The organism is Cruoricaptor ignavus, from assembly GCF_014961145.1.
Taxonomy (GTDB): Bacteria; Bacteroidota; Bacteroidia; order Flavobacteriales; family Weeksellaceae; genus Cruoricaptor; species Cruoricaptor ignavus.
This window is the reverse complement of sequence record NZ_CP063145.1, coordinates 90,398-102,894: the sequence shown is the minus strand read 5'-3', so window position 1 is coordinate 102,894 and position 12,497 is coordinate 90,398. Positions and strand designations below refer to the sequence as shown.

Genomic DNA, 12,497 nt, shown 5'->3' with positions numbered 1-12,497 from the left:
GCATTACTGCGCTAAAGCATTTTGTGAGAATGACAAATACTGAACAACAGATAAAAAACCCGAAAACCACCAAATCTCTTAGCAAATGGCGTATCAGCCTTGGCCTTTTCCTGCTCTTCCTTTCGGCGGTGCTGGTGATTGCCTTCACTTCCTACCTTTTGTCCTGGCGTGCTGACCAAAGCCAGGCAGGAAGAATCTTGGATAAAAGCGTAAAATCCAGCAACCTTTTCGGGAAAGTTGGCGATTGGCTTGGCAATGTTTTTATCTTCGAAAGCCTGGGCATCGCAGCGTACATCATCCCTTTCCTATTTATTATGGTAGGAACCATAGTGCTGAAAAAGCGGTATTTCAAGCCGTGGAAAACCATAGGCCATTCGCTGTTTTTCTTTTGCTGGCTGCCGATTTTTATGGGTGCCATCACCAAAGGCGAAGGCGTTCTCAGCGGCGTTTATGGTTTTCAGATTATGGATTTCCTGCGCTCTGCAATTGGCTGGTTTGGTTTGTGGATGGTACTTTTGGCAAGCATCGCGCTGTATTTTATTTTGGAATTCAATATGAGACCATCTGCGATTAAAGCTAGGTGGCAGGGCATCTCGCAAAGAATACAGAGGCAAAAGCCGGATTCCGAAGAAGATTTCATTTCGGATGAAGAAATGAAGGATATGCTTCACGATGGCAACGAAATTCAACACTTGGAAAAAACTGAAAATCAAGAAGTTAAGAAAGAAAATCCAACTTTCGAGCAAATTGAAATTAGCCTAAATTCTAAGCAGGAAATTTCCAACGATGAAAAACCGCAAGGTTTTGAGACGATACAAACACCGAACAGAACTTCCTTTGCCACAGGAAATTCTTCCGATGATTTTTCTGCAGAATTTACTGAAAATGAAAGCGATAGCGCTGCCATTACACTGAACCTCAACGGTTTTGTCGATGAGGAAAAGCCGGCGGTTTCTTCCGGAAATTCTTCACCAAAAAACAATCTGGACGACATTGAAATCAATGTAGAAGTGGCGGAAACCAAGGATGATGCCGATGAAATCGACATAAAATCGAAAGAGCTTGTGGAAAAGCACGGGCTTTACGACCATACTTTGGAACTCGGAAATTTCCAAATGCCGCCGATTGATTTGCTGAAAGATTACGGCAACGAAGAAATCCACATCAATAAGGACGAACTTGAAGAAAATAAGGCGCGGATTATCAGCCTGCTGAAGAATTTCAATGTGGGCATCGCACAAATCAAGGCAACCATCGGGCCTACCGTTACGCTTTACGAAATCGTTCCAGAGGCAGGAATTCGTGTTTCGGCCATCAAGAAATTGCAGGATGATATTGCGCTAAACCTTTCGGCATTAGGCATCAGAATCATCGCACCGATGCCAGGAAAAGGAACCATCGGGATTGAAGTGCCGCGCCAAAATCCTACGATGGTTTCGATGCGCTCTGTGATTTCTTCGCAAAAATTCCAAAATACCGAAATGGATTTGCCGGTAGTTTTCGGGAAAACGATTTCAAACGACATCTTTATGGCAGACCTTGCCAAGATGCCGCACCTTCTGATGGCTGGTGCTACAGGTATGGGTAAATCTGTGGGAATCAATGCGATACTCACTTCCCTGCTGTACAAAAAACATCCAAGCGAACTGAAATTCGTAATGATTGATCCGAAAAAAGTGGAACTTACGCTTTATTCAAAAATCGAGCGGCACTATCTTGCGAAACTTCCTGATGCTGAAGATGCGATAATCACTGATAATCAGAAAGTTATAAACACGCTGAATTCACTTTGTGTGGAAATGGACCAGCGCTACGAACTGCTGAAAAACGCCTTCTGCCGAAACCTGAAGGAATATAACCGAAAATTCACCGAGCGCAAACTCAATCCGGAAAACGGCCACCGCTACTTGCCTTACATCGTTTTGGTGGTGGATGAATTTGCCGATTTGATAATGACGGCGGGCAAAGAAGTAGAGCACCCGATTGCTCGTTTGGCACAATTGGCAAGGGCTGTGGGAATTCACTTAATCGTGGCAACGCAGCGGCCTTCGGTAAATGTGATTACCGGGATGATCAAGGCTAACTTCCCTGCCAGAGCGGCTTTCCGCGTAATTTCCAGCGTGGATTCCAGAACGATTATCGATTCACCAGGTGCAGACCAGCTCATCGGAAAAGGCGATATGCTGTATTTCAACGGCAACGAAATTACGAGGCTGCAGTGCGCTTTCGTGGATACGCCTGAAGTGGAACGCATCGTGGATTTCATCGGTGCGCAGAAAGGCTATCCTTCGGCGTTCATTCTTCCAGAAGTTCCAGGAGAAGAAACTACGGCAGGAAGTTTTGACCCGAACGAAAGGGATGCGCTTTTCGAGGAAGCAGCGCGAATTATCGTGGGTACGCAGCAAGGTTCCACATCTATGCTGCAGCGCCAGCTGAAATTGGGATACAACCGTGCTGGCCGAATCATTGATCAGCTTGAAGCCAGCGGAATTGTAGGAAGTTTCAACGGCGCAAAAGCCCGTGAAGTTTTAATCACGGACCTTAACGCGCTTGAAAACTATCTCGAAACTTTGAAGTAATTACTTCTTCTTCAGGCATTTATCCAAAAACTGCTCTTGTTCCCAAAGTGTGTGCAGGATGCTTTCCTTTGCCTGATAACCGTGGGATTCCTTCGGCAGAAGAACCATTCTGACCGGCGCACCCAAATTTTTCAGCGCCTGAAAATAGCGTTCCGTCTGCATCGTGAAAGTTCCCGAATTATTATCCGCATCGCCGTGAATTAGCAGCATAGGCTTCTTCATTTTCTCGGCGTTCATAAACGGCGACATCGTATTGTAAACCTGCGGAACATCCCAATAATTGCGCTGCTCACTCTGGAAACCGAACGGCGTAAGCGTTCTATTGTAGGCGCCGCTTCTTGCAATTCCGCAGGCATAGTCATCGGAGTGCGTAAGGAGGTTAGCCGTCATAAAAGCACCGTACGAATGCCCACCCACAGCCACGCGATTTCTGTCGATATAGCCTAATTTGTCCACCGCATCTATCGCCGCTCTTCCGTTGGCAATCAGCTGTGGAAGGAAGGTATCGTTCGGCTCAGCATTGCCTTCACCGATGATGGGGAAAGACGCATCATCCAGCACAGCGTAGCCCTTGGAAACCCAGTAGATAAAGGAACCGTAGGACGGGAATGTAAAATCGTTCGCGTTCTTGCGGCTTTGTCCCGCTGTATTTTTATCCTTAAATTCCGTAGGGTACGCCCAGATTAAGAGCGGCAGTTTTTCGCGCTTATTTTTTCTGTCGTAGTTTGCTGGCAGATAAAGCGTTCCCGAAAGCTCTACGCCATCGCTCCGCTTATATTTTATCACTTCCTTATGCACTTTGTTCAGGCTTTCGAAAGGATTGGCAAAATTGGTAACAGCCGCCACTTTTCCAGTTTTGATATTTTTCCTAAAAGTGTTCGGGTATTGCGTTGAAGATTGTTGCGAAACGAGGATATCACCCTTGTGAATATCCAGTATGTCAATAATTGACTCTTTCGCATTCTCCATTTTGGAAGTGTACAGCCGCTTTTTCTGCAAGCTTGCCACATCCACTTCATCGATGAAAGGTTCCTGCCCGTCTTTTTTATAGCCCTGCCCTATCAAATGCGCTTTGCCGTTTTTAATGTCAACAACACTTCTGCCAAAATGATTTTTGGTCTCGTTAAATCTTCCCGGATCGCTGTAAATGTCCTGATAATTGCGGTCTTGGATGATTCGTGAAGTACCGTTTTTCAGGTTTACCAAAAATGATTTCGTGTTCCTCGTATCGTACCAGCTTTCGGAAACCACGGCATACTCAGCATTCGACCAATCTACGCCGCTAAATCTCTGCTTGGTTTTGAAAAACGATTTCGGCGCATTGCTGAACGGTGCTTCCCACAGGAAAATTTCATCGCGAAATTCCGCAGGCTTATTCTGATCGCCGCCATCCAAAGCTTCCGCTAAAACTAAAGTGGCCGGCACATCATCACGCCAGGAAAAACTGCGCTTCCCGGTTCGTACAGAAGAAAAACCTTTCGGCATCGTTTCGTTCAGCGGCACTTCGTTCACCACCTTCACCAAGTTGCCCTTCGCATCGTACACCGTACTTGTCATCGGAAATCTTGAATAAGGCACGATGTAAGAAAACGGCCGCTGTAAAGTGGTGAGCATCAAGTAATTACCATCCGGAGAAAAACTTGTGCCGAGATACAAATCGGCATTTTTCAGCAGTGAAGAATTACCGTTCAAATCTACTTTATGAATTTCAGATTTTGCCAAATTTTCAAAATTCGCCTCATCCTGCGGATTTTTCAGCAGGTCTGCATAAGTTCTGTTCTGCGAAACTTTACCGTCCGAAACCGAAACTATCGGGCCTTTGGGCAATTCTTTGTCCTGATTAATCAATGGCGCACGGCCAGCCGGAATTTTCTTCACGAGCAGGCTTTGAGAATCGCGGTACCAAATGAATGGCTGGCCGAAAACCGCACTCAGATTATCATCCGTTAATTTTTTCGCCCGCTTTGTTTTCAGATCTGCAATCCAAAGTTCCACGCCTTTTTCCGTGGTATTAGTAAAAGCCAGCTTAGAATCATCCGGTGAAAATGAGAGATAAGTGATTTTTGCATTCTGCGGCAAACCTTCCAGCTGCATTTCATTCCTATCCGATAACCTTTTGATTTTCAGATTGTTAATATAGGTCATCGTGCTTGAAATATTCGTCACTTGATTTACTCTGATGCCTGCCAGCTTCACTTCTTCTCCGCTCAAATCTGCCATGCTTTTGTAAGTATCGCGGTAAGAAAGCACCATCCATTCCCGTTTGCTGTCCATCATTACGGAAGGTGGTCTCTGATAATCAGCAAGTTGCAGAATGGGTTCAGAGGGTTTTTGGTAGGTAATGTTTTCCTGCGCAATAGCGTTCGCAGCGAACGCCAGAAACAGCGCCGCGATTTTTATTTTTCTCATATTGTAAATTTTTGGCTTTACCAGCCGGATTTTTTTCTGCCTGAAATAAGCTGATCTATGGAAAATCTTCCGGGCCCAAGACACAGCAACACGGCGTAAATTGCGAGATAAAGCAGGGCTTTTTCCTTGATGTCAAACGAATCGGCGCTGTGAATGGCGAACGCTGCCACAGCCATTGTGAAAAGCAGGATGAAGGCAGAAGGCCGCGAAAACAGGCCTAAAATCAGGAAAAGTGAGCAGCCTACTTCCGCAAGAATGGCGAGAATCATGCTAACCTGAATGCTCAAACCGAAAATTGAAGGGAAATTGGCTGTATTTCCTGCCATCAGTTGCTCGAGTTTTGGCAAACCGTGCGTCATCATTGCAACGCCGATGAACAGGCGCAGCAATAGCAGCACCATATCAACAGCCGTGGCATTACGGTTCGTGGAAAATAAAAAGTTCATACCCACAGATTTTCATCCAAAAATAATGAAATTTACAAAGTGAGTGAAAGTTTGAAACAACTGTAATGGAACTTTTTCACAGCCCTAAAATTTCTTTTTTCGTTTTGCAGCGCTCGATGGCAGCCTTAGCTTTTTCGATTTCGGCGTTGTTGTAAAGCGTTAATGCGTACTCTTTGTACTTCGCAATCGCATTGTCAAAATCCTGAGTTTCTTCATAAAAATACGCCCACTCTCTCGCCAAACTGCTGCGGTTCACACCCGGTATATTTTCAGCGCGTTGCAGCAAATCGCGCAATTCCTGAGTGCGCTTTTGTCCGCTAAGCAAAATTGCGTAATTGATGTAGCCCGCACCATAGTCCGGCGCCGTTTCAATCGCAATTTTGTAATGCATTTCCGCTTTTTGCGGATTATTTTCCTTTCGCTCGAAAATCCAGCCCAGGTGATTATGCGCCTTGCCAAAATTCGGGTCTTCCGCCAAAATATTTATCAGCACAGACTTCGCTTCCTCAATCAAATCCTGCGCAATCAGCTGATCTGCCCTAAGAAATTCGGATTCTAAAAACTCGTTCATATTTTGTGATTTGTGGTCAGCCTAACTTTTTACTTTCGCCTTTTTACTTCTTTTATCTGTACCCAAAGTTCTTCAGATCGCGCTCGTTCTTGCGCCAGTCTTTTTTCACTTTTACAAAAAGATTCAGGTGAATTTTTTTGGCGAAAAATTTTTCCAAATCTTCACGCGCTTCCGTTCCCACTTTTTTTATGGCTTCGCCTTTATGCCCGATTAAAATTCCCTTCTGAGATTCCCGCTCTACATAAATGATTGATTCTATGACAATTACATTCTCCTGCTCTTTGAATTGTTCCGTCACCACTTCCACAGAATACGGAATTTCTTTCTCGTAATTCAGCAAGATTTTTTCCCGGATTGTTTCATTTACGAAAAATCTTTCCGGCTTGTCTGTAAATTGATCTTTGTCGTAATACGGCGGATTTTCCGGCATTAAGGAAATAAGTTTCGGCAAAATAACATCCGTGTTGAAACCTTCCGTGGCAGAAATCGGCAGGATTTCAGCTTTCGGGATTTGTGCGTGCCAGAATTCCATCGCCTTTTCCAGATTTTCCTGATTGGAAAGGTCGATTTTGTTGATTAAAATCAAGACCGGCACAGGAATTTTGTTGAGTTTTTCGATGAGAAACTGCGAGGGTTCCGCTTTGTCCGAAATATCTACGATGAAAAGGAAAACATCGGCATCCTGCAGAGAATCCTTCACGAAATCCATCATCCTTTCCTGCAGCTCATATTTCGGGTTCAGAACGCCAGGCGTATCCGAAAACACAATCTGCACATCATCTTCGTTGTAGATTCCGAAAATTCTGTGCCTGGTTGTCTGCGCTTTCTGCGTTACAATGGCCAGCTTTTCGCCCATCAGTCTGTTCAGCAGCGTCGATTTTCCGGCATTCGGTTTCCCTACGATGTTTACAAATCCAGCTTTATGCATCGGCATTTTTTCAGTTCTGCAAAGATATTACAAACTTTCCACAGGCTTTTTCACCACGGGCAAAATTTCATTTTTCATAAGCCCGAACCTTCGGATGTCTTCATCAGAAAATTTTTGTGAATAATAAACGGCATCCGCTTCAAAGCCTGCATTCCTCAGCCTTTCGAAATAATCCGCACCGTACCACCGCACATGATCGTACTGCCCGAAATGCTTCTGCCGCTCTTTCGGCTCGGTGATTGTGAAATCTTCGTAAGTTTTTTCCAGTGAATTTTTCATCGGCACCTGAAAAATTCCCCAGCCATCGGGCTTCATCACGCGGAAAAGTTCCTGCATAGCCTTCGCATCATCTTCAATATGTTCCAGCACATGGTTGCAGAAAATCACATCAAATGTGTTGTTTTCGAAGGGTAGATTTAGTATATCTGCCTTCACATCCACAATTGGTGAGTAAAGGTCTGCCGAGATGTAATCCAGGTTTTTCATTCTCCTGAACCGCCGCAGAAATTCCTGCTCCGGTGCGATGTGCAGCACTTTGTAATTTTGGGTAAAAAAATCTGTCTCATTCTGCAGATACAGCCACATTTGTCGATGCCTTTCCAGCGACAAAGTTCCGGGCGAAAGCGCATTTTGGCGCTGCTTACCGTAGCCATAAGGAAGAAACTTGCGGTAACTTCTGCCGTCAATAGGGTCAAAAAATTTATCGCCTTTGAAAAACTGATAAACCAAAGGCCTCAGCCACACACTGATCCGTATGAGCCACGGTCTCGGAATTTTGTTTAGCAGAAATTTGGTGAAATTCATTCTGCAAAAATCGGAAATTGCAGGGATTTTGTTTAAATAAAAAGCGCGAAGCGCTGAAATATTTGTAGAATGGACAAGCCCTGAAAGAAAAAGGTGCGAAGCACTGGTATAGTTTAAAATGTCGCGCTTTCAGCGCTCACTAAAAATTCCGCACAATTTCTACATATATTTCGAGCCTTCGGCTCTGCGTCAAACTAACTCATTAAACAAAAACCTCTCATCGAATTCCACTTGAAATTTTTCTAAAAATTCCACATACTCTGCACGAAATGATTTTTTCTTGTGGTGCGCTTCCTGATTTTGAATGTAATGAACAACTTGATTCAATTGCGAACGGCTGTAAGAGAATACGCCATACCCTCTCTGCCATTCAAATCTTACCGGCAAAAACCTCTTCTCATTGATGAATTTTGACGAATTTGATTTGATTTTATTCACTAAATCTGCAACCGATTGATTAGGTTTCATCCCAACTAAAATATGTATATGATCAGGCATTCCACCTACAGAAATCAGTTTGTGACCGTTGTTCTGAACAATTCCAGCAATATACCTGTAAACTTCATCCTGAAAAGTTTTCAACAATAAACCGTCACGGAATTTTACCGCAAAAATAAAATGCAGATAAACCTGAGAAAATGTCCCTACAGAATTGGAAGTTTCCATCAAAACTCCATCGTGTACGGCGCCTCTTCATCGCTTTCAATGCCGAGCGCTTCGTGCACATATTTGAAGGTGGAAAGCAAAACCGGCCTGCCCTGAATGATGCACACATTGTGCTCAAAATGCGCCGAAGGACTGTTGTCCGCAGAAGTCACCGTCCAGCCGTCCTTATGCCATTTCACGCGGTGTGTGCCAAGGTTTATCATCGGCTCTATCGCCAGCGCAACGCCATCTTTCAGCACCTTTCCGCTGCCCCTCCTGCCATAGTTCGGAACCTGCGGATCTTCGTGCATCTTCTTTCCGAGACCGTGGCCTACCAGTTCCCGCACAACGCCGTAACCGTGCGCTTCGCAGTAAGTCTGGATGGCGTGGGAAATATCCCCCACCCTTTTTCCGCGCACACATTGCTCAATGCCTTTGTACAGGGATTCTTTCGTGATTTTCAGCAGCTGCTTTACTTCCGGTTTTACTTCGCCTACTTCAAAGGAATAAGCGTGGTCGCCATAATAGCCGTTCATCAGAACGCCGCAATCTACCGAAAGTATATCGCCTTCTTCCAGCGGTTTATCATTCGGGATGCCGTGCACCACTTCTGCATTTGGCGAGATGCAAAGGTTTTTCGGGAAGCCGTATAGCCCGAGAAATCCCGGGACACCGCCATTATCGTAAATAAATTCCGCACCTATTTTATCGAGATGATTGGTGGTAACGCCAGGCTTTATTTCCTTGGCAATCACCCCTAAAGTTTTGGAAACCAGCTGTGCAGATTCCCGCATTAATCGAAGTTCGTCGAGGGTTTTTAATATAATCATTCGGCTGTAATATAAAAATTTCAGACTCGATTTCCGAGCCTGAACTGAAAGATTTTAGAGACAAATTTACCAGAAAAGTCCGCGCTTTTTTTCCTTTTTCATTTTGGAATAAGGCAGCACTTCGCGGCCTTCCACACGAAATTCGATGCGTTCATTAATGATGTTGTAAACTTCGCCCCAGCCAGGAAAACCGCCCAGGTTTCTGTCGTCTATGAAAAGGTCTGCATCAATTTTTCGGCTCTGGCAGCTGTGGTCGAAAACCTCACCTTCAAAACTTGAATTCACGGCGTAGAATTCCACACCGTTTTTACGGCAGAATTCCACGGCTTCCTCCAAAGTTTTGCCTTCACGGAAAGTCCAGAGAATAAGCCTATAGCCTTCGCTCTGCAGCTTTTTCAGGGTTTCGAAAGCGAAGGTTTTCACCTTGCCAATTCCTGGATAGGCATCTTCCACAATCGTTCCGTCAAAATCAATCGCCAGCTTTTTATTGCTTCTCATTTCTGAAAATTATCTGCAAAGATAAGCAAACGGTTAAAATTCAAGGTTTAAGGTTTAAAGTTTAAACAACTTAAACAAATCAAACAACCTGAGCAATCTGAACAGTATTGAACCTTAAACCTTGAACTATTTAAACTCAACTTATCAGCACATCGCCCGTCATTATTTCCGGAATTTCGATGCCCATAGCAGTAAGGATGGTTGGCGCCATATCGCCCAGTTTTCCGTCCTGCACTTTCCAGGTGCGGTCTTTATCCATCACAATCAGCGGCACCAGGTTTGTGGAGTGCTGCGTATTGGGCGTGCCATCGGGATTTATCATCACATCAGAATTGCCGTGGTCTGCCAGGATGAACACCGCATAGCCGTGATTGTAGGCAGCCGTTGCCACTTTTTCGATGCAGCTATCCACGGTTTCCGCCGCTTTTACCGCCGCTTCAAAAACGCCGGTATGCCCTACCATATCGGTATTTGCAAAATTCAGGCAGATGAAATCCGCGGTTTCATTTTCAATTTCCGGAATAATTTTTTCGGTGATATCGTATGCCGACATTTCCGGTTTGAAATCGTAGGTTGGCACATCTTTAGGGCTTGGGCAAAGGATTCTTTTCTCGCCTGTAAACTCATTTTCTCTTCCGCCGGAAAAGAAGAAAGTAACATGTGGATACTTCTCCGTCTCAGCCACACGGATTTGCGTTCTGCCAGCACCTTCCAGCACTTCGCCCAGAGTTTCTGGCAGAATTTCATCATCGAAAACCACCTGAACATCGTGGAAATCCTTGTCATAATTGGTTAGCGTCACATAATGAAGCTGCAATGTATGCATACCAAATTCAGGAAAATCCCGCTGTGTAAGGGCTTCCGTAATTTCTCTGCCACGGTCTGTGCGGAAATTAAAGCAAATCACCACATCGCCGTTTTCAATTTTTGCAACCGGCAGATTATTTTCCGTTAAAACTATCGGTTTTATGAATTCATCCGTAACTTCCTGATTGTAAGAGTTTTGCATAGCCTGCAAAGCATTATCTGAAAATTCGCCCACCGCATTTACCATGGCATCGTACGCCAGCTTCACGCGCTCCCACCTTCTGTCCCGGTCCATCGCATAATACCTTCCCACAATGCTCGCAATTTTCCCTGTGGTTGCCGCACAGTGATTTTGCAAATCTTCGATGAAAGCCTTTCCAGAAAGCGGATCGCAATCTCTGCCGTCCGTAAAGGCGTGCACGAAAACATTGTCTTTCAGACCAAATTCTGCGGCGGCGGAAAGCAAACCTTTCAAATGATTGATGTGGGAATGCACACCGCCATCAGAAACCAAGCCGATGAAATGCAGCTTTGCGCCGCCATTTTTAGCCCGCTCAAAAGCGTTGCGGATTACCGGCTCATTGCCCAGCGTTCCATCCTGAACGGCCATATTCAGCTTGACAAGATTTTGGTAAACTACCCTGCCTGCACCAAGGTTCATATGCCCAACCTCGGAATTTCCCATCTGTCCTTCCGGCAAGCCTACGGCTATTCCGCTTGCCTGCAGTTTGGAGTTCGGGAATTTTTCCAGGCAGGAATCGATGAAGGGTGTTTTGGCCTGAGCGATTGCAGAAACTTCCGGAACCGTGCCAAGGCCCCAGCCATCCAGAATGGCCAGCAGTGCTTTTTTTGACATAAGATTAGTTTTCTACAAATTTACGCCGTTCTGCGGAAATTTTCAAAAATTCGGCAATAAAATGAAAGTTGCTAAATTTACATTTTTAACCGAAAATGGATTTACGGGACCAACTGAAGAACCTTTTCCCTGACCACATTGAGCAGGATTTTGAAATGCCCGAAGAAAAATTTGCGCAGAAGGAGCCGCTGGTTTGCCGCTACGAAAAAAAGGGCAGGAACGGAAAACCGGTGACCATCATCGAAGGATTTGAAGGGCCGGATGATGAACTGAAGAAAATTTCGAAAAGCATTAAAACCAAGCTGGGAATCGGCGGCTCTGAAAAGGATGGCAGCATCATCATCCAGGGTGATAACCGCGATAAAATTATGGCGATTCTCCAGGAAATGGGCTATAAAACGAAAAGAGTAGGCGGATGAACATATTTAGGCTCGAAATTTGTATTCAAAATAATATAAAACCAATTAAATAAATTATTATGGACAACACGAATCTTAACAATGAATTGGAAAGGGGAGTAAACAACGCAGAGAATGCAGTGAGAAATACTGCAAATGATGTAAAATGGACCGCTGAGGAGTACTCTGAAAGAGCTAAAGATTATATCCGCGAAAAAAGAGCCAGAAACGAGGAACCGAATCAGGAAGATTGGTTTGAGCGTGCGAAGAAAGCAATAGGCGATGCGTGGGAGGATACTAAGGATGCGGTTTCCGACGCTTGGGAAAAAACCAAAGACTGGGCAGAAGATGCAAAAGCTGATACGAAAAAAGCGGCTATAGATGCGGAGGCTGAGATCAACAAAGCTACGAACTAATATTTTAATATTGAAAGCCAGGTAAGCCTGGCTTTTTTTAACATATTTTTAGAATTGCAGAATAGATTTTTGGCATAGAATTTTCTATCAGAAAACTACAATTAACTTAAATTTAAAAATTATGGGCAACAAAAGAAATGGACTTCTCGCGCTAATTGGTATGGGTGCATTGGCTTACTATCAGTACAAAAAATCTTCCCCAGAGAAGAAGAAACAAGTCACCGATACCCTAAATACGGCAAAAGATAATATAACCAAGCTAGGTACGGATATCAAAGGCAAGGCTGAAGGTATGCTGGGCTAAGCCGTA

General features: G+C 44.5%; 13 protein-coding genes. 4 read left to right on the top strand and 9 right to left on the bottom strand.

Features of this window, described 5'->3' with window-relative positions:
• Nucleotides 1-29: 29 nt before the first annotated feature.
• Nucleotides 30-2,579 (top strand): DNA translocase FtsK, encoded by a 2,550-nt coding sequence (locus IMZ16_RS00490; protein ID WP_193440046.1) that lies wholly within the window; start codon nucleotides 30-32, stop codon nucleotides 2,577-2,579.
• On the opposite strand, the gene IMZ16_RS00485 is transcribed toward IMZ16_RS00490, so the two are convergent.
• The 9 genes from IMZ16_RS00485 to gpmI all read right to left on the bottom strand — a co-directional run bounded on the left by IMZ16_RS00485 (nucleotide 2,580) and on the right by gpmI (nucleotide 11,373).
• Nucleotides 2,580-4,988 carry a S9 family peptidase gene (locus IMZ16_RS00485; RefSeq protein ID WP_193440045.1) on the bottom strand — a complete coding sequence of 803 codons (2,409 nt, stop codon included), beginning with the start codon at nucleotides 4,986-4,988 and terminating at the stop codon, nucleotides 2,580-2,582.
• 17 nt (nucleotides 4,989-5,005) lie between these two features.
• Nucleotides 5,006-5,434: a DoxX family protein gene (locus tag IMZ16_RS00480; RefSeq protein ID WP_193440044.1), complete on the bottom strand. Its 429-nt coding sequence runs from the start codon at nucleotides 5,432-5,434 to the stop codon at nucleotides 5,006-5,008.
• Nucleotides 5,435-5,510: 76 nt separating this feature from the next.
• Nucleotides 5,511-6,005 carry a hypothetical protein gene (locus IMZ16_RS00475; protein ID WP_073178441.1) on the bottom strand — a complete coding sequence of 165 codons (495 nt, stop codon included), beginning with the start codon at nucleotides 6,003-6,005 and terminating at the stop codon, nucleotides 5,511-5,513.
• A gap of 52 nt (nucleotides 6,006-6,057) precedes the next feature.
• Nucleotides 6,058-6,933: a GTPase Era gene (gene era / locus IMZ16_RS00470; protein WP_193440755.1), complete on the bottom strand. Its 876-nt coding sequence runs from the start codon at nucleotides 6,931-6,933 to the stop codon at nucleotides 6,058-6,060.
• A gap of 27 nt (nucleotides 6,934-6,960) precedes the next feature.
• Entirely contained in the window at nucleotides 6,961-7,737 is a 777-nt protein-coding gene (locus IMZ16_RS00465) for a class I SAM-dependent methyltransferase (protein WP_193440043.1), read from the bottom strand.
• Nucleotides 7,738-7,926: 189 nt separating this feature from the next.
• Entirely contained in the window at nucleotides 7,927-8,403 is a 477-nt protein-coding gene (tnpA, locus tag IMZ16_RS00460; protein ID WP_193440042.1) for an IS200/IS605 family transposase, read from the bottom strand.
• Entirely contained in the window at nucleotides 8,403-9,212 is an 810-nt protein-coding gene (gene map / locus IMZ16_RS00455) for a type I methionyl aminopeptidase (RefSeq protein ID WP_193440041.1), read from the bottom strand. Before map ends, tnpA begins: the two co-directional genes overlap by 1 nt.
• A gap of 66 nt (nucleotides 9,213-9,278) precedes the next feature.
• A complete protein-coding gene (locus tag IMZ16_RS00450) occupies nucleotides 9,279-9,710 on the bottom strand; it encodes a BT0820 family HAD-type phosphatase (protein ID WP_193440040.1) in 432 nt (143 codons plus the stop codon).
• A 136-nt stretch (nucleotides 9,711-9,846) separates the two neighbouring features.
• The gene (gene gpmI / locus IMZ16_RS00445; protein ID WP_193440039.1) at nucleotides 9,847-11,373 is read right to left on the bottom strand and encodes a 2,3-bisphosphoglycerate-independent phosphoglycerate mutase; all 1,527 of its coding nucleotides are present in this window, start codon (nucleotides 11,371-11,373) and stop codon (nucleotides 9,847-9,849) included.
• Nucleotides 11,374-11,468: 95 nt separating this feature from the next.
• On the opposite strand from gpmI, the gene IMZ16_RS00440 reads away from it, so the two are divergent.
• The 3 genes from IMZ16_RS00440 (at nucleotide 11,469) to IMZ16_RS00430 (ending at nucleotide 12,491) form a co-directional block, all read left to right on the top strand.
• Complete coding sequence (locus IMZ16_RS00440) at nucleotides 11,469-11,792, top strand: translation initiation factor (protein WP_193440038.1); 324 nt, start codon at nucleotides 11,469-11,471, stop codon at nucleotides 11,790-11,792.
• A gap of 59 nt (nucleotides 11,793-11,851) precedes the next feature.
• Complete coding sequence (locus tag IMZ16_RS00435; protein WP_073178453.1) at nucleotides 11,852-12,187, top strand: hypothetical protein; 336 nt, start codon at nucleotides 11,852-11,854, stop codon at nucleotides 12,185-12,187.
• Nucleotides 12,188-12,308: 121 nt separating this feature from the next.
• A complete protein-coding gene (locus tag IMZ16_RS00430) occupies nucleotides 12,309-12,491 on the top strand; it encodes a YtxH domain-containing protein (RefSeq protein WP_193440037.1) in 183 nt (60 codons plus the stop codon).
• Nucleotides 12,492-12,497: the final 6 nt, after the last annotated feature.

Bases quoted from the DNA above. Each gene is read 5' to 3' on its own strand.
- map (WP_193440041.1), bottom strand. From the start codon at position 9,212: ATGATTATATTAAAAACCCTCGACGAACTTCGATTAATGCGGGAATCT.
- IMZ16_RS00465 (WP_193440043.1), bottom strand. From the start codon at position 7,737: ATGAATTTCACCAAATTTCTGCTAAACAAAATTCCGAGACCGTGGCTC.
- IMZ16_RS00430 (WP_193440037.1), top strand. From the start codon at position 12,309: ATGGGCAACAAAAGAAATGGACTTCTCGCGCTAATTGGTATGGGTGCA.
- IMZ16_RS00450 (WP_193440040.1), bottom strand. From the start codon at position 9,710: ATGAGAAGCAATAAAAAGCTGGCGATTGATTTTGACGGAACGATTGTG.
- IMZ16_RS00435 (WP_073178453.1), top strand. From the start codon at position 11,852: ATGGACAACACGAATCTTAACAATGAATTGGAAAGGGGAGTAAACAAC.
- tnpA (WP_193440042.1), bottom strand. From the start codon at position 8,403: ATGGAAACTTCCAATTCTGTAGGGACATTTTCTCAGGTTTATCTGCAT.
- IMZ16_RS00475 (WP_073178441.1), bottom strand. From the start codon at position 6,005: ATGAACGAGTTTTTAGAATCCGAATTTCTTAGGGCAGATCAGCTGATT.
- era (WP_193440755.1), bottom strand. From the start codon at position 6,933: ATGCATAAAGCTGGATTTGTAAACATCGTAGGGAAACCGAATGCCGGA.
- IMZ16_RS00440 (WP_193440038.1), top strand. From the start codon at position 11,469: ATGGATTTACGGGACCAACTGAAGAACCTTTTCCCTGACCACATTGAG.
- IMZ16_RS00485 (WP_193440045.1), bottom strand. From the start codon at position 4,988: ATGAGAAAAATAAAAATCGCGGCGCTGTTTCTGGCGTTCGCTGCGAAC.
- IMZ16_RS00480 (WP_193440044.1), bottom strand. From the start codon at position 5,434: ATGAACTTTTTATTTTCCACGAACCGTAATGCCACGGCTGTTGATATG.
- IMZ16_RS00490 (WP_193440046.1), top strand. From the start codon at position 30: ATGACAAATACTGAACAACAGATAAAAAACCCGAAAACCACCAAATCT.
- gpmI (WP_193440039.1), bottom strand. From the start codon at position 11,373: ATGTCAAAAAAAGCACTGCTGGCCATTCTGGATGGCTGGGGCCTTGGC.